This window comes from Pseudomonas fluorescens (genome assembly GCF_003732425.1).
Classification (GTDB): Bacteria; Pseudomonadota; Gammaproteobacteria; order Pseudomonadales; family Pseudomonadaceae; genus Aquipseudomonas; species Aquipseudomonas fluorescens_BE.
Genome location: NZ_MOBX01000014.1, coordinates 608,423 through 627,137 on the forward strand (window position 1 = coordinate 608,423; position 18,715 = coordinate 627,137).

An 18,715-nucleotide genomic window follows, 5' to 3' on the forward strand; every position below is an offset into this window, starting at 1 on the left:
GACGACAGAGTTATTTCTGCGTTTATAGGAAACCTGTGGCGAGGGAGCTTGCTCCCGCCGGCTGCGCAGCAGTCGTCATCCGGACATCGCGGTTCGTCTGATAAATCGCGGTGTCTGGTTTGGGAGCGCTTCGCACTCCAGCGGGAGCAAGCTCCCTCGCCACAAAGGGCTCCTCAGCGATCCTCAGGATTTGGGTGGATTGATCTTCTGCACCAGTGCATACGCCTTCACCGTCGCCGGGCGATCCTTGATGTGGTTGAACCAGCGCAGCACATGGGGGAAGTCCTCAAGGTTCTGGCTCTGCCACTTGTGCGAGACGATCCACGGGTAAATCGCCATGTCGGCAATGCTGTATTCGCTTCCGGCGACGAATTCGTTATCGGCGAGTTGCTTGTTCAGCACGCCATACAAACGTGCGGTCTCGTCGATGTAGCGTTTGATCGCGTAAGGGATTTTCTCCGGGGCGAACTGGCTGAAGTGATGATTTTGCCCGGCCATCGGCCCCAAACCGCCCATCTGCCAGAACAGCCACTGCAGCGCCGTTTGTCGACCGCGCAGGTCTTTGGGCAGGAACTTGCCGGTCTTCTCCGCCAGATACAAAAGAATGGCCCCGGATTCGAACAACGACAGCGGCTCGCCGCCATCGGCCGGCTCATGATCGACGATGGCCGGGATGCGGTTGTTGGGGGCAATCTTCAGGAAGTGCGGCTGGAATTGCTCGCCCTGACTGATGTTGATCGGATGCACGTTGTACGGCAGGCCGGCTTCTTCGAGGAACAGGGAGATTTTGTGGCCGTTGGGGGTGGTCCAGTAATACAGGTCGATCATGGAGAACTCCAAAACTGAAATGGACTTGCGTGCGGACAGCAAACGCCGGCGTCAGGTCGTCCCGTGTGCGTTCGATAGCTTGCTCAACAAGAACAGGTGATGCTGAACTGCGCAGAATTCAATGACCTCGCGTGAGAAAAATCGCCATGGAGCTTCAGGGCAACGCTGCACTGATCATCATCGACCAGCAAAAAGGCATCCTGCAGCCACGTTTGGGGCGGCGCAATAATCCGCAGGCGGAAGAGCGAATCCTTGATTTGCTGGGGCTTTGGCGGCGTAGCGGGCGACCGGTGATTCATGTGCAGCATCTGTCGCGTGAGCCGGATTCGGTGTTCTGGCCGGAGCAGGACGGGGTGGAATTTCAGCAAAGGTTTTTGCCCCAGGACGGTGAATGGCTGATTCAGAAACAAGTGCCGGATGCGTTTTGTGCCACCGGGTTGGCGGTGCGGTTAGCAGAGGCGGGGATCGGGCAATTGGTCATCGTCGGCGTGGCCACTAACAACTCCGTGGAATCGACGGCGCGCACGTCGGGGAATCTGGGGTTTGATGCGTGGGTGGCGGAGGATGCGTGCTTTACCTTCGACAAGGCTGATTATTTCGGCACGCTGCGCACAGCTGAAGAGGTGCACGGGATGTCGTTGGGGAATTTGCACGGTGAGTATGCGACGGTGGTCAGCTGTGCACAGATTCTGGCGGCTGGCTGACAAATCTCTGTTGAATCTCCCGCCGCCATCGCTGGCAGGCCAGCTCCCACAGTGGATTGCATTACAACTGAAGAAACCCGCTTACCTGTAGGAGTGAGCCTGCTCGCGATAGCGGTCTGTCAGGCGACAACGTTGTTGCATGTGCCGGCCTCATCGCGAGCAGGCTCACTCCTACAGGGATTGCATTCCAGCTGAAAGAACGCGGTCAACTGTGGGAGCGAGCCTGCTCGCGAAGGCGTCAGGTCAGGCGAAGTGATTTTTCGCCCAGAGCATCAAGCGCCGTGGCACTTCTTGAATTTCTTGCCGTTGCCGCATGGGCACGGGTCGTTGCGGCCGACGTCTTTCAGGGCGTTGCGCACCGGTTCCTGGTGGGCGTGGCCGCAGTTCGGGCCGTGCACGTGGCCATGGTCATGCTCGTGATGATGGTCATGATCGTGGTTGCAGTCAGGGCCATGGACATGAGGTTGCTGGGTCATCGGTGTTGCTCCGGAATTAAATCGGCGGGGATTATCACGCCATTGCGCTCAAGGTGCACGTAGTGGGCGATGAATAAACCGGTTTCCATCTCACCCTGCAAGCGATAGGGAATCTGCTGGTTCGAGCTTTTCAGCATTTTCACCACGTCTTTTACCCGCGGCCACAGGTTGGTGCGGATCGGCACTTTGAAATACGCGCTGCGTTTCGGCCCGACGGTGAACCAGTGTTCATGCTCGCCCTCAGCCAGCAACATGTCCGCCAGATGAATGCGGTATTCGATGCCGCGTACGGTCAGGTCGCTGTCGTTAGGGTTATCGACGCGAAAGTGCAGGATAAATTTCTGTTCGAGCAGTTTGGCCCGCACCACCTCGACTTTCACCAGATGCACGGCGGGATCGACGCTGTCATCGCTGAACCACGACGCGCAACCGCCGAGGTTCAGGATCAGCATCAAAAACAGAAAATGTAGTGTGCGCCAGCGACCGAGCATGGTTTTACTCCCTTTGCGGGCAGTCTAGCCGCTAAAAGATCGCAGCCTTCGGCAGCGCCTACACGGGAAACGCAAATCCTGCCGCAGGCTGCGATCTTTTGCTCTTAAGCGCCGAAATACCCCGCACAGCACTTCTTGAACTTCTGCCCACTGGCGCACGGGCAACTGTCATTGCGCCCCAGCTTCAACTGCACCGTCGGGTCGATGAAGTACCAGCGCCCGGCGTTCTGCACAAATGAGGAACGCTCGCGATGGCTGTGTTCACCCTGGCTGTCATGCCAACGCGCGGTGAAGGTGACGAAGGCGTGTTCCGGCTGGCCGCCGAAGACTTCCGAACTCTCCACCTCAAGGCCGAGCCAGGTGCTCTGAGCGCTCCAGTTGCTGATCGACTGGCGATCCAGGCCCGCCTGCTGGGCGGGCAGGGTGGTCGCCACCAGATACTCAATCAGCCCCAGCACATAGGCGCTGTAGCGCGAACGCATCAGCGCTTCGGCGCACGGTGCTGGATGGCCGTCGTGATAATGGCCGCAGCAGGCCTCCAGCAGATTGCCGCTGCCGCAAGGGCAAATGGCTGTACTCATTGCATTACCACCAGTATTTCCCGAAGTTTTCCGGATTGGCCCAGAACCGTGAGTTGAGCCAGTCGGGGACTTGTTTGTAGTCAAGCAGATCATAGGTGAACAGGGTCAGCACTTGCTCGTCGCGTTGAAAACGTTCACTGGCTTGCAGCGCCAGTGAATAGAAGTCGGTTTCCTGCCAGCCGCTGGCCGACAGGTCCGCCAGCACGGCGATGCGGCTGGCGTTGAGATTGCGAATCCCGCCCAACAGGTTCAGGCCATCGCGCTTGGGCAAATGTTCCAGGCAATCGACCACCAGCGCCAGGTCGAAACGCTGCGCCGCCAGTTCAGCAGGCAGTGCGCCCGGTGCGGCATGGGCGACAACGGTATCTGGATGTGCCTCTTTAAAGGCATTCAAGGCCGGAAACTCGCTGGCGCCAATCAGCAGCAGACGCGCCGGGGCGTAACGATCCAGCAAAGCGGCCAACGCCTGTTGCGGCGTTCGTTTAGAAATGGCGACGTTCATCAAGGCTCCTCAATCAGACCGCCAAGACTAGCCTGCCTGACGGTAGCGGCAAAGAGCCCTGTTTCGCCCGTTTGCGGCAAATGTGCCGAAGTCCTGTGAACACGCTTGCAAACAGCGGTGGCCTATTGCTGGCGGAGATTAAAACTCCGGTCTTTACTCCCTGAATCGGTTCTAAGCCGATCCCTCAGGAGAAAACCAGATGAGCATAGTTCGGACAGCATTACCTTTGATTCTGCTAACCAGTGTGTTGACGGGTTGCGCAGGTTTACAGAAAACCGACTGGCCGACCTGTGCGGCGGTCGGTGGTGTTGTCGGTGCCGGTCTCGGCGCGACCGAGAGTTCGGCGTGGGCGGGCTACGGCGCGCTGATCGTCGGTGGTACGGCAGCGGCCTATTGCTGGGTACACGGTGACGGCGACGAAGATGGCGATGGTGTGCCGGACAGTCGTGACAAGTGCCCGGGTACGCCTAAAGGCGTACAGGTCGACGCTGACGGTTGCCCTCCACCAGCCCCTGCGCCGGTGGTTGAAGAAGCTGTAGTGGTCAAGGAAGAAACCATTGTCATCCGCGATGTTCACTTCCAGTTCGATAAAGCCACGCTGACCGGCCCTGACAAGCAAGTGCTCGACAAGGTCGCCACCCGCCTGAAACAGGAATCCTCGACGGCGCAACTGACCGTGACCGGTCATACCGACAGCGTGGGCAGCGATGCCTACAACCAGAAACTGTCGGATCGTCGCGCGCACTCGGTGGTTGAGTACTTGATCCAGCAGGGTGTGCCACGCGCCAGTTTCGTTTCGGTGTCCGGTATGGGTGAAAGCCAGCCAGTGGCCGACAACAAAACCGCCGACGGTCGTGCGCAAAACCGTCGTACCGAAATCAAAATCCAGCGTTAAGCCCCTCTCGCATCTGCGGCTTGTGCAGTCGCGGATGCGGGTCTTTACTCCTGTGTAACCGGTATGGGCCGGTGACACAGGAGCTTTCACAATGACTGTTTTCTCAAGGTCCGTCTTGCCGGTGCTGCTGCTAGGCAGCTTGCTCACCGGTTGCGCCACCCACAGCGATGGCACTGCACCCCTCAATCAACGTACGTGGCCGATCTGCAGCCTTATCGGCGGGCTGGTCGGTGGCGGTCTCGGCGCCCTCGAAAGTGGCGGCTGGGCCGGTGGCGGCGCAGCGCTGGGGATTCTTACTGGCGGACTGATCTGTTACGCCCAGGACGGCGATGAAGACGACGACGGCGTATTCGACCGCCGCGACCGTTGCCCGGACACCCCGGAAAATACCCCGGTCGATCACCGTGGTTGCCCGCTGCCACAGTACCCGGTCACGGAAAAAGTGCCGGAGCCTGCGCCGCAAACTGAAGTCATTACCCTCAGTGATGCCGGCAACGTGCTGTTCGATTTCGACAAATCTGACCTGACCCCGGCGGCGAAAGCCCAGCTCGATACGCTGATGGATAAACTGCGCAATGCCGACGTGGTGAGCATCAAGGTCATCGGTCATACCGACAGCAAAGGTTCGGATGCGTACAACCAGGCCTTGTCGGAACGGCGTGCGAGCAGTGTCGCCGCGTATTTGCTGAGCCAGGGGCTGGCGCCGGACAAACTCACCAGTGAAGGGCGCGGTGAAAGCGAACCGGTTGCCGATAACGCCAGCGATGAAGGTCGCGCGCAGAACCGTCGTGTGGAGTTGCATATCAACCGATAGGAAGCGTCTGTAGGGCGCAGACTAGAGCTGCCGGGCGACGATCAGCGTCGTTTCGGCAGCCATTTGGCAGGCGATCGGTGTTTTTTCATTTCCCCCTCTGGCTTATCCCCCGCAGAAGCCGTTACTGTGCGCCCAAAGAATAATTTGCAACACGGGGGAGCGTATGAAAGTGTTCTGGGGGCTGGGGCGGTTGTTGACCCTGCTGTTCTGCTGCGTGGTGCTGGCCAATCAACTGGTGCCGTTCGTACATCCGTTGCATCTGCTGGTCAATCTGGCCGGCGGTCTGTTGTTGCTGATCCATCTGCTCGAAGTCCTGCTGTGCAATCGCAGCCTCAAAGGTCGCCCGCACCCTTGGCGCGATCGTGGCCGCATCCTGCTGTTCGGCGTATTCCACCTGCAAACCATCCCGGCCCCGGCCGCTCCGGAGGCTTCTTCCCATGCGTAAACTCTGCTTGCTCGCTGCATTCATCAGCCCATTGGCCTGCGCCCAAGTGGTCAGCGTCGAAACCAATTCCCTGATGCGTTTGCCCAACACCACTAGCACCTTGCAACTCGAACGTCTGGATGTGGCTGATTACGGCACCTTGCTGATTCCCGCCAACGTGACCGAGCTGACCGTGGGCGAGTTGCGTCTTGGCCATGAAGCGCGCATTGCGATCGTTCCGGCTGAACAAGCGCTGGAATTGAAAGTGGCCCGCGCCGAACTGAGCGAAGGCAGCCAGATCACCGCGCGCGGGGCGCCGGGGACTTATGAAAAAGCTGCCCGTGCGGGGCGCAATCTGAATCTGCAATTCAAGGCGTTGAACGCGCCGCAACTGTTGGTCGATGCCCGTGGCGGCACCGGTGCGCCGGGTTTTGTCGGCCTCGATGGCGGGAATGGTGAAGACCCGGGCTGTACCTATGGCTCGGCCGGGCATGGTTTTGATGGCAGTAACGGCAGTGACGGCCAACCGGGCGCACCGGGTGCGCTGGTGCGGCTGGAAGTACCGCGTGAATTTCCGGCTGAGCTGATCAAGGTCAATGTGGCGGGTGGCAACGGTGGCCCGGCGGGTGTTGGCGGCAAAGCAGGGAAGGGCGGCAAGTCCAAGGGCTGCCTGGTGTACCGCGCCGATGGCGGCAAGAACGGCAAGGCCGGGGCTGATGGTCAGCCTGGGCCAGTGGGGGCGGCGGGTGCGGTGACTGTGCAGCGCCTGTAAAGCTTTCCCTCATCGGAACGCCGCCCGCCCAGCCCTCTCCCGGAGGGAGAGGGGGCCGACCGAGATGTCTGGCGTTATACATCGACCTGAAATTCCGAGTCGATTATGGATTCAGAGCCAATCGTTCAGGTCGGCGTATCCCTCAAATATCCCCCATTCAGTTCCCTCTCCCTCTGGGAGAGGGCTAGGGTGAGGGGCTTTTGATCTTTGCCCCTATCTTCAGAATAACGGCCGAGCCGCCGCAATCGCCACCAACACCAACCCGACAATCAGATTAAGCCCCACCACCCGGCGAATTCGCCCCAGCACCGCCGCACCCGCCGGCCAGTCCTTTGCTTCCACCGCTTTACGCAGCTCAGGCAGCATCAACCCCTGAATGCGGATAAACAGCGCCGTCATCACCACATACAAGCCCATCATCACCTGCACATACTTCGGCGCGGTCTCAAAGCCGACCTGTTGCAAATGCAACATGCCCACGCCGCTGATCGGCAACAGGATCACCGCGACCCACACCCAGCGGAAAAAACCTTGAAACACTTCCACCCACAAGGTCAGGCGGGCAGGGCCGTCGAGGGCCTTCACAGCCGCCGGGCGCAGGACCATCCAGGCGAAAAACATGCCGCCGACCCAGACTAAAGCGGACAGGACATGCAGGGGGTAAACGAGGCTAAAAGGTGTCATTGGGGCACTCCGTTCTGCGCGGGATTAATTAGCGGGGTATGATAGCCGCCATCCGAAACCACTGAAAATTTATCCAGCGTTTTTTGCGCCCGACAATCCATGATCAGCACTGAACTCAAAACCACGATCCAGGGCGCCTATTCGCGTTTTCTAGAGGCCAAGAGCCTCAAGCCGCGTTACGGCCAGCGCCTGATGATCGCTGAAATCGCCAAAGTCCTCGGGGATATCGACACCGACGACGAAGGCCGGCGCAGTGGCGACCCCGCAATTGTTGCGGTGGAAGCCGGCACCGGTACCGGCAAGACAGTCGCCTACAGCCTGGCCGCGATCCCCACCGCGAAACTGGCCGGCAAGCGCTTGGTGATCGCCACCGCGACCGTGGCCCTGCAAGAGCAGATTGTCTACAAGGATTTGCCCGACCTGATGCGCAACAGCGGGCTGAACTTCAGCTTTGCCCTGGCCAAGGGCCGTGGCCGCTACATGTGCCTGTCCAAGCTCGACATGCTTTTGCAGGAAGGCCACGCGCAAACCGCTACGGCGCAGTTGTTCGAAGAAGAAGGCTTCAAGATCGAGGTCGATGAGGCCAGTCAGAAGCTGTTCACCAGCATGATCGAAAAGCTCGCCGGCAATAAATGGGACGGCGACCGCGACAGCTGGCCGAATGCGCTGGAAGACGCTGACTGGGCGCGCCTGACCACCGACCACAGCCAGTGCACCAACCGTCATTGCCCGAACTTCGGCCAGTGTGCCTTTTACAAGGCCCGCGAAGGCATGGGCAAGGTCGACGTGATCGTCACCAACCACGACATGGTCCTGGCTGACCTGGCGCTGGGCGGCGGCGCGGTACTGCCGGATCCGCGCGACACCATTTATGTGTTCGACGAAGGCCACCACCTGCCGGACAAGGCCATCGGCCACTTCGCCCATTACACCCGCCTGCGTTCCACCGCCGACTGGCTGGAAACCACCGCGAAGAACCTGACCAAACTGCTGGCCCAGCATCCGCTGCCGGGCGATCTTGGCAAATTGATCGAACAAGTGCCGGAGCTGGCGCGCGAGATCAAGGCCCAGCAACAATTCATGTTCAGCGCCTGCGAGCAGGTCGCCGATTTCAAACCCGGCGAAGACGTCGAGGGCCGTGAGCGCCCGCGCCATCGTTTCGTCGCCGGGGTGATTCCCGAACACATGCGCGAAATGGGCATCGAGCTGAAAAAGGGCTTTGCCCGTCTCAACGATCTGTTCACGCGCCTGACTGACCTGCTCAAGGAAGGCATGGACGGCGAGGTCAACATCGGCATCGCCAGCAATCAGGCCGAAGAGTGGTACCCGCTGTTCGGCAGCCTGTTGTCCCGCGCCTCCGGCAATTGGGAACTGTGGACCGCATTCACCGCCGAAGACCCGGAAGACAGCCCGCCGATGGCGCGTTGGCTGACATTGGCCGAAAGCGGTTCGCTGTTTGACATCGAGGTCAACGCCAGCCCGATTCTGGCAGCGGAAACCTTGCGCCGCAGCCTGTGGAACGTGGCGTACGGCTGTCTGGTGACCTCGGCGACCCTGACGGCGCTGGGCACGTTCGACCGTTTCCGCATGCGTGCCGGCCTGCCGAAAAAAGCCGTCACCGCCGTGGTGCCGAGCCCGTTCCATCACGCCGATGCCGGCGTGCTGCGGGTACCGGATCTGAAAGCCGACCCGCGCGATGCCGCTGCTCATACGGCGGCGATCATTCGTGAATTGCCGGATCTGGTCGAAGGCTCGCGCGGCACGCTGGTGCTGTTCTCTTCGCGCAAACAGATGCAGGACGTGTTCGACGGTCTCGATCGCGACTGGCGCAAGCAAGTGTTCATTCAAGGCAACCTGTCGAAACAGGAGACCCTGAACAAGCACAAGGCGCGGGTCGATGGCGGTGATTCCAGCGTGCTGTTCGGTCTCGCCAGTTTCGCCGAAGGGGTCGACTTGCCGGGTGCCTACTGCGAGCACGTGGTGATCGCCAAGATCCCGTTCTCGGTGCCGGATGATCCGGTCGAAGCGGCGCTGTCGGAATGGATCGAGGCCCGTGGCGGCAATCCGTTCATGGAAATCTCCGTGCCCGATGCTTCGCTGAAGCTGGTTCAGGCCTGCGGGCGACTGCTGCGTACCGAAGAAGACCGCGGCACCATCACTTTGCTTGATCGGCGTCTGGTCACCCAGCGCTATGGCAAGGCGATCCTCAATGCGTTGCCACCTTTCCGTCGTGAAATATCCTGAGACAACGGTGGGCAGTTTTGCCCGCCGTGTTGTCTATCTCTCTGCCATCGCTTTTCCATTGGCCATTATTGGTCGTTAGGGAGAACTCCGTTCTTATGATCCGCCGTTCGTTGCCCGCTGTTTTTGCCTTGATCTTCGCTGCCCCGTTGCTGGCAGCGCCCGCCGGTCAGCAGACTCTGTTCAACTTTGTCCGTCCTGCCGACGTGGTGAAAATCGCCACAGAAAACGCTGATCTGCCGCAAGCCAACGCCGAGCAAACGCCTGAGGGCGAAGTGCTGCGCCGGGTGACCTTCAACCCGGTCGCCCGCCCGACCTTGCGCTTGACGCCACAGGCCGGCGCCTGGGACTGGTCGCAGTCGGGCTTGATGACGTTGCGTTTGCAGAGCGCAATGGACTGGGCGGTGACGGTCTACGTACAGATCCAGAGCAACGACGGCCGCACCCTGGTCAGCCGCGTCGACCTGCCGGCCGGGCCTGCACAAACCTTGTTGGTACCGCTCGTCGCGTCGACACCGCTGAGTCAAGGCATGAAAGCCGGGCCGCCGATGCCGATGACGGTTGATGGTCAACGGATCCTGTTGGCCAGCAGCAGCGGTGAGATCGACCGTAGCCAAGTGGTTTCGGTGAGCCTGTCGATGGATCAGCCGAAGGTCGCGCAGAGCTTGCTGCTCGAACGCTTCGGTGTGCAGGACGGCGATTCGGTCACCCAGGCCGTTTACGGCAACCTGGTCGACGCCTACGGGCAATCAACCCGCAGCAAGTGGCCGGAAAAGATCAGCAACGACGAACAACTGAAATCCGCCGCCGCCAAGGAACAGCAACAGCTGAAAACCTGGCTGGCCGAGCGCGAGAAGTCCGCGCTGGACAAGTTCGGTGGCTGGAGCAAAGGCCCGGCCTTCAAGGCCAGCGGGTTCTTCCGCACCGAGAAGCGCGATGGCCGCTGGTATCTGGTCACGCCTGAAGGTCACCCGTTTTACTCGCTGGGGGTGAACACCGTCAGCCCGCAGGTCAACCAGACCTACGTGGCGGGTCGTGAGTACATGTTCGAATCCCTGCCTAAACCTGATGAACCCTTGGCCAGACATTTTGGCGAAGGTGACAACCGTGGCGGTAATGGCGTTGATCAGGGCCGGGGTTATGGCAATGGGCGCTGGTACGACTTCTACGGCGCCAACCTGCAACGCGTGTACGGTGAGCCGTGCAAAGCCGACAGTGAGAGCAAATCCGGGGTAGCCGAAGCGGCCCAGTCGGCAGCTGCTGAAACGGCCGCGGTGAAAGCCGCAGAGCCTGCCTCTGTGCCTGTCGAGCCGAAGTCTGGCGTCGCTGAAGCGGCCAAGACTGAAACCGTACAAGCGACGACACAGCAGGCTGTCGAGCCGTGCAAGGCCACTATCGATGAGCAGCAGTGGACCAGCCACACGCTCGATCGCCTGCAAGCCTGGGGCTTCAACACGGTCGGCAACTGGAGTGCCGACTCGCTAAGTGATGCCGAGCGGGTGCCGTACACCTTGCCGTTGTCGATCGTCGGCGACTACACCAGCATCAGCACCGGCAGCGACTGGTGGGGCGGCATGCCGGATCCGTTCGATCCGCGTTTCGCCATGGCCACCGAGCGCGCCGTCGCCATCGCTGCCCGCGATCACCGTGATGATCCATGGCTGATCGGCTACTACGCCGACAATGAACTGGCCTGGGCCGGTCCCGGCGATGATCCGAAATCCCGCTACGCCTTGGCTTACGGCACGCTGAAAATGACCACCGACGTGCCGGCCAAACGTGCGTTCCTCAAGCAGTTGCGCGACAAGTACCGCAATCAGGCGGGGCTGTCGAAGGCATGGGGCATTGATCTGCCGGCGTGGGAGTTGATGGAGGATCCGGGTTTTGTGCCACCGCTGCCGAACCCCGAGCATCCGGAAATCGAGGCGGACTTCAAATACTTCCAGAAGGTCTTCGCCGACACGTATTTCAAAACCATCTCCGACTCACTGAAATGGCACGCGCCGAACCAGTTGCTGCTCGGCGGCCGTTTCGCCATCAGCACGCCGGAAGCCGTGGCCTCCTGCGCGCAGTATTGCGATGTGCTGAGCTTCAACATGTACACGCTGAAACCCCAGGACGGTTACGACTTTGCCGCGCTGGGCGCCTTGGACAAACCGGTGTTGATCACCGAGTTCAACTTCGGCTCAGCGGATCGTGGCCCGTTCTGGGGCGGCGTGACGCAACTGGCCAAAGAAGAAGATCGCGGCCCGGCGTATGCCAACTTCCTCAAGCAAGCCTTGAGTGAGCCATCAATTGTCGGCGTGCATTGGTTTCAGTATCTGGATCAGCCGGTGACCGGGCGTTTACTGGATGGCGAGAACGGTCATTTCGGGCTGGTCGGGGTGACGGATCTGCCGTATCAGGGCTTTGTCGAGTCGGTGCGCAAGAGCAATTTGCAGGCGATTGATCAGTTGGGCAAAGAGGCTGAGAAAGCCGCCGCAGCGGCGGGGCATGAGGCTGAGGGCGGGCGCAAAGGCGAGGCCGGTAAAGGGCCGGGGGCAGGGCATGCCGGTGGGCATTCGGGGAATGGTCATTAACGTGTGATGCTTTAAAAAGATCGCAGCCTGCGGCAGCTCCTACAGAGGAACGCGATCTCATGTAGGAGCTGCCGCAGGCTGCGATCTTTTGACTTGGCTTTTAACCGTCTGGCCCGCAGCTGTTCCCAAATCCCTCTAGGGCTGGAACAATGCGGGCCACTTTGTAGAGCGTTTTCGCGGGGGAGTTGCGGGTGCAGATTCAGGGACATTACGAGCTTCAATTCGAAGCGGTGCGCGAAGCCTTTGCCGCACTGTTCGACGATCCCCAGGAACGCGGCGCAGCCCTGTGCATTCAGGTCGGTGGAGAAACTGTTCTCGACCTCTGGTCCGGTACCGCCGACAAGGATGGCGCTGAGGCCTGGCACAGCGACACCATCGCCAACCTGTTCTCCTGCACCAAAACCTTCACCGCCGTCACCGCTCTGCAACTGGTCGCCGAAGGCAAGTTGCAACTGGATGTACCGGTCGCCCGCTACTGGCCGGAATTCGCCGCCGCCGGCAAAGAATCCATCACCCTGCGCCAATTGCTTTGCCATCAGGCCGGTCTGCCAGCCCTGCGTGAGCTGCTGGCGCCGGAAGCCCTCTACGACTGGCAAACCATGGTCGACGCCCTCGCGGCTGAAACACCGTGGTGGACGCCGGGCACCGGTCACGGCTATGCCGCGATCACTTACGGTTGGCTGGTCGGCGAATTGCTGCGCCGTGCCGACGGCCGCGGGCCGGGTGAATCGATCGTCGCCCGTGTCGCCAAGCCGTTGGGCCTGGATTTCCATGTGGGTCTGGCTGACGAAGAGTTCCACCGTGTGGCGCACATCGCTCGCGGCAAGGGCAACGCCGGTGATGCTGCCGCACAACGTCTGCTGCAAGTGACCATGCGCGAACCGACCGCGATGACCACCCGTGCTTTCACCAATCCGCCCTCGGTGCTCACCAGTACCAACAAGCCGGAATGGCGCCGTATGCAACAGCCTGCCGCCAACGGCCACGGCAACGCGCGCAGCCTGGCTGGTTTTTACGCCGGTCTGCTCGACGGCAGCCTGCTCGAAAGCGACATGCTCGAAGAGCTGACCCGCGAACACAGCCTCGGCGAAGACAAGACCTTGCTGACCCGCACCCGTTTCGGTCTGGGCTGCATGCTTGATCAACCGGATGTGCCCAACGCCACCTACGGCCTCGGCGCACGGGCGTTCGGTCATCCGGGCGCGGGTGGTTCCATCGGTTTTGCTGACCCTGAACATGATGTGGCGTTCGGTTTTGTGACAAATACCCTTGGGCCATACGTCTTGATGGATCCGCGCGCGCAGAAGCTCGCGCGGGTGCTTGCCACTTGTCTGTAAAACATCACTCGAGGTTCCAGGGCCGGAACCTCGACTGGATTTTCGATTCAAAGCGACTGTTTATCCGGGCGAAAGTGCTCTGATTTTTCATTACTTCATTTTGTGGATTTTCAATGTCATCTAAAAAGACTCTCGCCCTGGCCCTGTGTGTAGCGATCACCGGTTGTGCACAGACCCCGAAAAACGATGCGGACGGCGGTAGCTGGTGGCCGTTCGGCTCTTCCGACAAAGTCGCGGCCAAGGAGCCGTCTCCGGCCCCAGCCCCGCTGAAACCCGCCGCCACGGCGCCCGTGGCCAAGACCGAAAGCAGCAGCCCGTGGTACTGGCCGTTCGGTTCCGATGATGAAGTGGCCAAGGCCGACATGAAGGCTGAGGTCGCCCCCGAAGCGAAAAAGCCGGTAACCGTGGCCAAAGCTGAAGCGGATGCGGGTGGTAAATGGTGGTGGCCGTTCGGCGGCAAGGATCAACCCACCACCAAAGCCGTGCCGATGCCGGATCCGAAAGTGACCCAGGCCTGGCTCGACGACTACGAACCGCGCCTGCGTGAAGCGGTCAAGGACAGCAATCTGCAACTCGAACGCCGTGAAAACGTGCTGGTTGTCACCGCACCGGTGGAAGGCTCGTTCAACCCGGATCGTCCAGCCATGCTGCTGCCGGTCACCCTCGGCCCGTTCACCCGTGTGGCGAAAATCCTCGAAGCCGACCCGAAAACCGCCGTGCTGGTACTCGGTCACAGCGATACCACTGGCGCAGCGCCAGCCAACATCAAGCTGAGCCAGGAACGCGCCCAGGCCGTTGCCGCGATCTTCCGCCTCAGTGGTTTGCAGCGTGATCGCCTGATGCTGCGCGGTATGGGTTCGGAAGCGCCGCGTGCCGCCAACGACAGCGTTGAAGGTCGAGCCCTGAACCGCCGCGTCGAACTGCTGGTGACCCCGCAGAACACCATGGTTGCCTTGCTGAGCAAGTACAACATGCCTGCACCGAAGCCCGTGACCATGGTCGCCGCGCAAGACGCCAAGCCCGCCGTCAAACCGGCAACCCCGGCCCCGGCTGCGAAAAAAGCCGCTGTTCCGGCGACCAAGAAGGCTCCAGCGAAAAAAGCGGCTGCCAAGGCCCCGGCTAAAAAGGCTCCGGCCAAGGCTCCAGCGAAAAAGACTGCTCCAGCCAAAGCCGCCGCGACCGACAAGAAAGTCGCCGCGACTGATACCACCAAGAAGTAATCCGCTAACGAAAAGGAATGCGCCATGACCCAGGCTCTGGCAGATATGCGTCGTGATTACACCCGGGATGGTCTGACCGAGGCGCAAGCCCCGGCCGAACCGTTTGCGTTGTTTCACCAGTGGTTTGCCGACGCGGTGAAAACCGAACAGGTACCGGTGGAAGCCAATGCCATGACCCTGGCTACAGTCGACAAGGATGGGCGACCGCATTGCCGCATTCTGCTGCTCAAGGGCCTGGACGAGCAGGGTTTCACCTTTTTCACCAATTACGACAGTGCCAAGGGCCAGCATCTGGCGGCTAATCCGTTTGCCGCCATGACCTTTTTCTGGCCAACCCTGGAGCGTCAGGTGCGCATCGAAGGACGGGTGGTGAAGGTCACGCCTGAAGAATCCGATGCGTATTACCAAGTTCGCCCCTTGGGCAGCCGCCTCGGTGCCTGGGCTTCACCGCAGAGCCGGGTGATCAACGGGCGCGGTGAGCTGGAAGATTTGCTCAAGGCCACCGAGCAGCGTTTCTCCGACACGCAACCCGACTGCCCGGAACATTGGGGTGGTTACCGCTTGCTGCCAGAGCGCATCGAATTCTGGCAGGGCCGTCCGAGCCGTCTGCACGATCGCCTCAACTACCGTTTGCAGGGCGCCGACTGGATTCTTGAACGTCTGGCACCTTAAGCAGTCTACCGAGCGGGATAGCCTGCCGCAGCGGCCTCCAGCCACTTCGGCAGATCCCGGCGCTTGATCTTCTGCGCCTGAGCGTTCGCCAACTGTTCGAGCATGAAGGCGCGTTTGCCTTCATCCTTGCCCGCCAGCGACAACGCCAGGTCGCGATCCATCCAGCGTTTGATCCGCACGTACAACCACCAATGGAAGTACAGACCGGCGGCTGTGGTGACGACGATGATGAAGTAATCCATGAAAATCCTTGGTGTCGGTGGCGCAGAATCGCTAATTTGGCGCTACTGTTGGGAAACCTTGCAGGCGTCTGTACCGCGCCTGAATGAAAGCCAATTTATCCGGGCTGCGTCGTGACAGGCGTCAAGCCACGGAGTTTAATGAATATATGTTCCTTTGGAGTTGATGCTATGCGTAAGTCTGTTCTGCTGGTTGCTTCCTTTTCCACGATGGCGATGTTGCTTACCGGCTGCCAATCGAGCCTGACCGGTGACTCCTACTCCCGTGACGAAGCGCGTCGTGTGCAGACGATTCGCATGGGCACCATCGAATCCCTGCGCCCGGTGAAAATCGAAGGTACCAAGACCCCAATCGGCGGCGCTGCAGGCGCAGTGGTCGGCGGCGTCGGCGGTAGCGCCATCGGCGGCGGCAAGGGCAGCATCGTTGCCGCGGTTATCGGTGCGGTGGCGGGTGGTCTGATCGGTTCGGCGACAGAAGAAGGTCTGACCCGTACCCAGGGTGTGGAAATCACCGTGCGTGAAGACGACGGCAGCATGCGTGCCTATGTGCAGCAGGTTCAGGAGAACGAAGTGTTCCGCGTTGGCGAGCGCGTGCGCATCTCCACCGTTGGCGGGACCAGCCGCGTTTCGCACTAAGCGGGAACGAGCGGTAAAAGAAAACCCCGATCAGGTGACTGGTCGGGGTTTTTCTTTATCGTGTTTCAACGTCCATTACACGTCAGTTGGAAGGTGTACTTCGGATCGAAGACATTCTTCCCGATCAGCTTCTCCAATGAGGCAAGCTGATCATTTGAGAGGTCGTAACCCTCCCAGCCCTGCTGCTTGGAAGACCAGCTCATGATGGCTGCCAGATTCTCGTCAAATCCTGGAGGTAATTCCTCTTCAAAAACGAGAACCTCTGTTTTCCTATCGAATGCTTCAATCCTATAAATCATAAGAGACCGTCACCAGACATCGCTGTAGTCAAAAGAGAACTGATAATCGTAAATTTTGAAGACGATGCTATGTTGAAAGTACGGCTGAATGACTCGAATCCACTCTTCGAGAACATTGAAACCGCCATTGTTTATGTTGTTTTCCACAGGTATACCCAAAGCATTCAAAACGGTTTCATCATCGCCTAAATCCTTAGAATACTCTTCGCCCTCGCATAGATGGTTTTGCTTGTCGTACCACTCCAGCCTCAGTTTTAATCCCATCATCAACCTCACAAGTATTTTTTTTCTGATGCTTCTTTCATCTTTCGGGTCCTCGCTTCGCTCTCCTGTAAAAGGGTCAAACGCGCCTAGGTGAGTTCCGTCACTTGCTCGGCAAACCTCCAACTCTCCGTGCATCGAGTCCCACTCGTAAGTTCTCCTGCCTTTTGCATCCTTCCAGCGATCCCGATGCCCCTCCGTTGTATGGAGGTTTCTTTTTTGCTCTTCTAAAATCAGGAAAGGCTGGGATATCTACCGTTTCAGAAGCTGGGTGATAGGTATGTTCCGTGAAGACGACGGCAGCATGCTTGCCTATGTGCAGCAGGTTCAGGAAAATAAAGTGTTCCGCGTTGGCGAGCACGTGCGCTTTCCCGCCGTTGGCGGAACCAGCCGAATTTCGCACTAAGCGGGAACGAGCGATAAAAAATAACCCCGATAAAGTTACTGGTCAGGGTTGTCTTTTTTACTTCAAATCAGTAATCAGCACATGTGCCCATAAAAAATTCTAAACCCTTCGGAAAGTTAACGTTTAGAAGGGTTTCCAGCGCTGCTACTTGATGTGCGCTCAGTAACAACTCCCCAGGTTCCAGTTCGCTGAGGGGCTTGGACTCGATGAGCTGAGCGACTTTTTCATTTAACTCGCTTCCGGTGATATCCAACTCGAACTGCAAAGAGTTATCTTGAGCGTCATCAGGATAAAAACCGGTTATCGAAAGGTAGCGCATGTATCAATCCTTAATTTCTGGAGGTTTTTCTGTCCGGTACTGCAGGCCCGGTTTGTTCACCCGTCAGGTGATTGAATTCGCCCAAATGAGTTGTTCCCAATTTGTCGTATTTTTCCACAGCGTTACTTTTGTAATCCCATTCATAGATTCGACCTTTGCGATCTACCCACCGTGCTCGCTGCTTTCCGCCACCTTTGACCGATGATTTCGACTTTACTCTAACTGCGTCAGGGAAGGCCGGTAGTGTCTTTGGGTGGCCGTAGTAAACATGGTCGCGAGCCCGGCTTAAAACGATGTAAACCGGCCGAATCCCAGAATGCGCCGGAAAAACCAAAATAAAATCCCGATACTCTGGAGGATAAACCGGATTCACCAGAATCCCGTCCGCCGCTTTCGTCGGCGGATACACCCAGATATGCGGCGCTTGCGGTGCAGCCTCCAGCGCCGGAATACCGAGGATGTCGGAGCCGTCCACAGCAGGCGTCCAGATCAGTTCGACGCCCTCACCAAGATCCGCAATAAACTGACTGCCTCGCGCGCTGAACTGCACGACATCAACCATTTCCCAATCGCGATTCTTGCCGGTGTAAAAGCCGTAGCCCATCAGACTGCCGTCGGTCTGCTGCTCCACCCGCAGGCGCACGCGAGTTCGGGCCTGTTTGAGGCTACGCAGTTGTTCTTCGGTATAGAGAGCGCTGTCGCCGAGTGTGGGCGTCCAAAAAATTGCAACAAGCCCGGTGAGCAAAGCTGCCCCCGTTGCACCGATGACCGCAGCGGCACCCTGGACTGGAACTGCGATGGTGGGCGTGCGCAGAGCAACTTGGCCAACGCCAAGTGCGACAGCGTTGCCGCTGATGGTTTGCAGGCTCAGCAAGCCACTCTCATCAGCCTCACGCGCACCCAACAGAATCAGCTCGCCGTAATCCTTCAGGCTGTCAGTCGGCACCATTCCCGAAGAATTGGAGTAATCGATAATCGCATCCGGCAATTTGTAGGACTTGGCGAATACGCAGCCAGCACGAACGGGCTCAGTCTTTTTGACCGCCACCTCACGGCTGCGCTCGAAAGCCTCCTGCCGCGCCAGCATGGCGTCGTAAGCGTTTTGTCTGGCGTCGCGTTCGGCCAGTTCCGTGGCCGTCATGTAGCGGTAAGTGACGTGGTGCCCGTCGCCTTGAGGTGGGTTGGGAACCCGGGGAATGTCCTTGTTGCCAGCCACTGATCGTCCTTTCGTTCATCCGTCGACAGCCCTTCGCAAAGGGCTGCGCAACGTTAACGAAGCAGGAAAATAGTGGCTGTAGGACGCGTCGCTAAAGACGTGGGGATTGTTCGCCGTGT

General features: G+C 59.4%; 22 protein-coding genes and 1 pseudogene. 12 read left to right on the forward strand and 11 right to left on the reverse strand.

The window, feature by feature from the left end; genetic code table 11:
- Positions 1-183: 183 nt before the first annotated feature.
- A complete protein-coding gene (locus BK670_RS19925; protein WP_123452225.1) occupies positions 184-828 on the reverse strand; it encodes a glutathione binding-like protein in 645 nt (214 codons plus the stop codon).
- Positions 829-974: 146 nt separating this feature from the next.
- Between BK670_RS19925 and BK670_RS19930 the strand changes: the two genes are divergently transcribed.
- Positions 975-1,532 carry a cysteine hydrolase family protein gene (locus BK670_RS19930; protein WP_123452227.1) on the forward strand — a complete coding sequence of 186 codons (558 nt, stop codon included), beginning with the start codon at positions 975-977 and terminating at the stop codon, positions 1,530-1,532.
- Positions 1,533-1,804: 272 nt separating this feature from the next.
- On the opposite strand, the gene BK670_RS19935 is transcribed toward BK670_RS19930, so the two are convergent.
- From BK670_RS19935 to BK670_RS19950, 4 genes are all read right to left on the reverse strand, one after another.
- Entirely contained in the window at positions 1,805-2,008 is a 204-nt protein-coding gene (locus tag BK670_RS19935) for an SEC-C metal-binding domain-containing protein (protein ID WP_034154967.1), read from the reverse strand.
- The gene (locus tag BK670_RS19940; protein ID WP_123452229.1) at positions 2,005-2,499 is read right to left on the reverse strand and encodes an LEA/WHy family protein; all 495 of its coding nucleotides are present in this window, start codon (positions 2,497-2,499) and stop codon (positions 2,005-2,007) included. The genes BK670_RS19935 and BK670_RS19940 overlap by 4 nt, the downstream gene beginning before the upstream one ends.
- Positions 2,500-2,603: 104 nt before the next feature.
- On the reverse strand, positions 2,604-3,080 hold the full coding sequence (locus BK670_RS19945) for a YchJ family protein (RefSeq protein WP_123452231.1): 477 nt from the start codon (positions 3,078-3,080) through the stop codon (positions 2,604-2,606).
- A 4-nt stretch (positions 3,081-3,084) separates the two neighbouring features.
- On the reverse strand, positions 3,085-3,582 hold the full coding sequence (locus tag BK670_RS19950; protein ID WP_123452233.1) for a DUF6231 family protein: 498 nt from the start codon (positions 3,580-3,582) through the stop codon (positions 3,085-3,087).
- A gap of 199 nt (positions 3,583-3,781) precedes the next feature.
- Here BK670_RS19950 and BK670_RS19955 point away from each other — a divergent pair, with 199 nt between their 5' ends.
- The 4 genes from BK670_RS19955 (at position 3,782) to BK670_RS19970 (ending at position 6,487) form a co-directional block, all read left to right on the forward strand.
- Positions 3,782-4,477, forward strand: coding sequence for a PA1041 family peptidoglycan-binding anchor lipoprotein (locus BK670_RS19955; protein WP_123452235.1), 696 nt, complete (start codon positions 3,782-3,784; stop codon positions 4,475-4,477).
- A 91-nt stretch (positions 4,478-4,568) separates the two neighbouring features.
- Positions 4,569-5,291: a PA1041 family peptidoglycan-binding anchor lipoprotein gene (locus BK670_RS19960; protein ID WP_123452237.1), complete on the forward strand. Its 723-nt coding sequence runs from the start codon at positions 4,569-4,571 to the stop codon at positions 5,289-5,291.
- A gap of 163 nt (positions 5,292-5,454) precedes the next feature.
- Positions 5,455-5,736, forward strand: a complete 282-nt coding sequence (locus BK670_RS19965; RefSeq protein WP_123452239.1) for a DUF1145 domain-containing protein — start codon at positions 5,455-5,457, stop codon at positions 5,734-5,736.
- Positions 5,729-6,487 (forward strand): hypothetical protein, encoded by a 759-nt coding sequence (locus tag BK670_RS19970; protein WP_102902680.1) that lies wholly within the window; start codon positions 5,729-5,731, stop codon positions 6,485-6,487. Before BK670_RS19965 ends, BK670_RS19970 begins: the two co-directional genes overlap by 8 nt.
- Before the next feature lie 219 nt (positions 6,488-6,706).
- Here the strand turns inward: BK670_RS19970 and BK670_RS19975 are convergent, their stop codons facing one another.
- Positions 6,707-7,171, reverse strand: coding sequence for a CopD family protein (locus BK670_RS19975; protein ID WP_123452241.1), 465 nt, complete (start codon positions 7,169-7,171; stop codon positions 6,707-6,709).
- Between the two features lie 99 nt (positions 7,172-7,270).
- Between BK670_RS19975 and dinG the strand changes: the two genes are divergently transcribed.
- From dinG to pdxH, 5 genes are all read left to right on the forward strand, one after another.
- Positions 7,271-9,415, forward strand: a complete 2,145-nt coding sequence (dinG, locus tag BK670_RS19980) for an ATP-dependent DNA helicase DinG (RefSeq protein WP_007918588.1) — start codon at positions 7,271-7,273, stop codon at positions 9,413-9,415.
- Between the two features lie 95 nt (positions 9,416-9,510).
- The gene (locus BK670_RS19985) at positions 9,511-11,991 is read left to right on the forward strand and encodes a beta-galactosidase (protein ID WP_123452243.1); all 2,481 of its coding nucleotides are present in this window, start codon (positions 9,511-9,513) and stop codon (positions 11,989-11,991) included.
- 191 nt (positions 11,992-12,182) lie between these two features.
- Positions 12,183-13,328: a serine hydrolase domain-containing protein gene (locus BK670_RS19990; RefSeq protein WP_123452245.1), complete on the forward strand. Its 1,146-nt coding sequence runs from the start codon at positions 12,183-12,185 to the stop codon at positions 13,326-13,328.
- A gap of 113 nt (positions 13,329-13,441) precedes the next feature.
- Positions 13,442-14,548, forward strand: coding sequence for an OmpA family protein (locus BK670_RS19995; RefSeq protein ID WP_123452247.1), 1,107 nt, complete (start codon positions 13,442-13,444; stop codon positions 14,546-14,548).
- Positions 14,549-14,572: 24 nt separating this feature from the next.
- A complete protein-coding gene (pdxH, locus tag BK670_RS20000; protein WP_123452249.1) occupies positions 14,573-15,220 on the forward strand; it encodes a pyridoxamine 5'-phosphate oxidase in 648 nt (215 codons plus the stop codon).
- Positions 15,221-15,225: 5 nt separating this feature from the next.
- Here pdxH and BK670_RS20005 read toward each other — a convergent pair whose 3' ends face one another.
- Positions 15,226-15,462, reverse strand: coding sequence for a hypothetical protein (locus tag BK670_RS20005; protein WP_095119201.1), 237 nt, complete (start codon positions 15,460-15,462; stop codon positions 15,226-15,228).
- Positions 15,463-15,630: 168 nt separating this feature from the next.
- Between BK670_RS20005 and BK670_RS20010 the strand changes: the two genes are divergently transcribed.
- Complete coding sequence (locus tag BK670_RS20010; protein ID WP_007969461.1) at positions 15,631-16,095, forward strand: outer membrane lipoprotein; 465 nt, start codon at positions 15,631-15,633, stop codon at positions 16,093-16,095.
- Between the two features lie 65 nt (positions 16,096-16,160).
- Here BK670_RS20010 and BK670_RS20015 read toward each other — a convergent pair whose 3' ends face one another.
- Both BK670_RS20015 and BK670_RS30305 read right to left on the reverse strand, forming a co-directional pair.
- Entirely contained in the window at positions 16,161-16,394 is a 234-nt protein-coding gene (locus BK670_RS20015) for a DUF7683 domain-containing protein (RefSeq protein WP_123452251.1), read from the reverse strand.
- Between the two features lie 9 nt (positions 16,395-16,403).
- The gene (locus BK670_RS30305; protein ID WP_404942487.1) at positions 16,404-16,907 is read right to left on the reverse strand and encodes a colicin E3-like toxin immunity protein; all 504 of its coding nucleotides are present in this window, start codon (positions 16,905-16,907) and stop codon (positions 16,404-16,406) included.
- A 34-nt stretch (positions 16,908-16,941) separates the two neighbouring features.
- Between BK670_RS30305 and BK670_RS29995 the strand changes: the two are divergent.
- Positions 16,942-17,061: pseudogene (locus BK670_RS29995) on the forward strand (hypothetical protein); the annotation flags it as partial.
- A 67-nt stretch (positions 17,062-17,128) separates the two neighbouring features.
- Here BK670_RS29995 and BK670_RS20030 read toward each other — a convergent pair.
- Together BK670_RS20030 and BK670_RS20035 are read right to left on the reverse strand one after the other, a co-directional pair.
- On the reverse strand, positions 17,129-17,380 hold the full coding sequence (locus tag BK670_RS20030; RefSeq protein ID WP_123452253.1) for a pyocin S6 family toxin immunity protein: 252 nt from the start codon (positions 17,378-17,380) through the stop codon (positions 17,129-17,131).
- A 10-nt stretch (positions 17,381-17,390) separates the two neighbouring features.
- Positions 17,391-18,596 (reverse strand): S-type pyocin domain-containing protein, encoded by a 1,206-nt coding sequence (locus BK670_RS20035; protein ID WP_123452255.1) that lies wholly within the window; start codon positions 18,594-18,596, stop codon positions 17,391-17,393.
- Positions 18,597-18,715: the final 119 nt, after the last annotated feature.

Bases quoted from the DNA above. Each gene is read 5' to 3' on its own strand.
- pdxH (WP_123452249.1), top strand. From the start codon at position 14,573: ATGACCCAGGCTCTGGCAGATATGCGTCGTGATTACACCCGGGATGGT.
- BK670_RS19970 (WP_102902680.1), top strand. From the start codon at position 5,729: ATGCGTAAACTCTGCTTGCTCGCTGCATTCATCAGCCCATTGGCCTGC.
- BK670_RS19985 (WP_123452243.1), top strand. From the start codon at position 9,511: ATGATCCGCCGTTCGTTGCCCGCTGTTTTTGCCTTGATCTTCGCTGCC.
- BK670_RS19930 (WP_123452227.1), top strand. From the start codon at position 975: ATGGAGCTTCAGGGCAACGCTGCACTGATCATCATCGACCAGCAAAAA.
- BK670_RS19925 (WP_123452225.1), bottom strand. From the start codon at position 828: ATGATCGACCTGTATTACTGGACCACCCCCAACGGCCACAAAATCTCC.
- BK670_RS19955 (WP_123452235.1), top strand. From the start codon at position 3,782: ATGAGCATAGTTCGGACAGCATTACCTTTGATTCTGCTAACCAGTGTG.
- BK670_RS19975 (WP_123452241.1), bottom strand. From the start codon at position 7,171: ATGACACCTTTTAGCCTCGTTTACCCCCTGCATGTCCTGTCCGCTTTA.
- BK670_RS19945 (WP_123452231.1), bottom strand. From the start codon at position 3,080: ATGAGTACAGCCATTTGCCCTTGCGGCAGCGGCAATCTGCTGGAGGCC.
- BK670_RS19935 (WP_034154967.1), bottom strand. From the start codon at position 2,008: ATGACCCAGCAACCTCATGTCCATGGCCCTGACTGCAACCACGATCAT.
- BK670_RS19940 (WP_123452229.1), bottom strand. From the start codon at position 2,499: ATGCTCGGTCGCTGGCGCACACTACATTTTCTGTTTTTGATGCTGATC.
- BK670_RS19965 (WP_123452239.1), top strand. From the start codon at position 5,455: ATGAAAGTGTTCTGGGGGCTGGGGCGGTTGTTGACCCTGCTGTTCTGC.
- BK670_RS20030 (WP_123452253.1), bottom strand. From the start codon at position 17,380: ATGCGCTACCTTTCGATAACCGGTTTTTATCCTGATGACGCTCAAGAT.
- BK670_RS19950 (WP_123452233.1), bottom strand. From the start codon at position 3,582: ATGAACGTCGCCATTTCTAAACGAACGCCGCAACAGGCGTTGGCCGCT.
- BK670_RS19960 (WP_123452237.1), top strand. From the start codon at position 4,569: ATGACTGTTTTCTCAAGGTCCGTCTTGCCGGTGCTGCTGCTAGGCAGC.
- dinG (WP_007918588.1), top strand. From the start codon at position 7,271: ATGATCAGCACTGAACTCAAAACCACGATCCAGGGCGCCTATTCGCGT.
- BK670_RS20010 (WP_007969461.1), top strand. From the start codon at position 15,631: ATGCGTAAGTCTGTTCTGCTGGTTGCTTCCTTTTCCACGATGGCGATG.
- BK670_RS20015 (WP_123452251.1), bottom strand. From the start codon at position 16,394: ATGATTTATAGGATTGAAGCATTCGATAGGAAAACAGAGGTTCTCGTT.
- BK670_RS19995 (WP_123452247.1), top strand. From the start codon at position 13,442: ATGTCATCTAAAAAGACTCTCGCCCTGGCCCTGTGTGTAGCGATCACC.
- BK670_RS20005 (WP_095119201.1), bottom strand. From the start codon at position 15,462: ATGGATTACTTCATCATCGTCGTCACCACAGCCGCCGGTCTGTACTTC.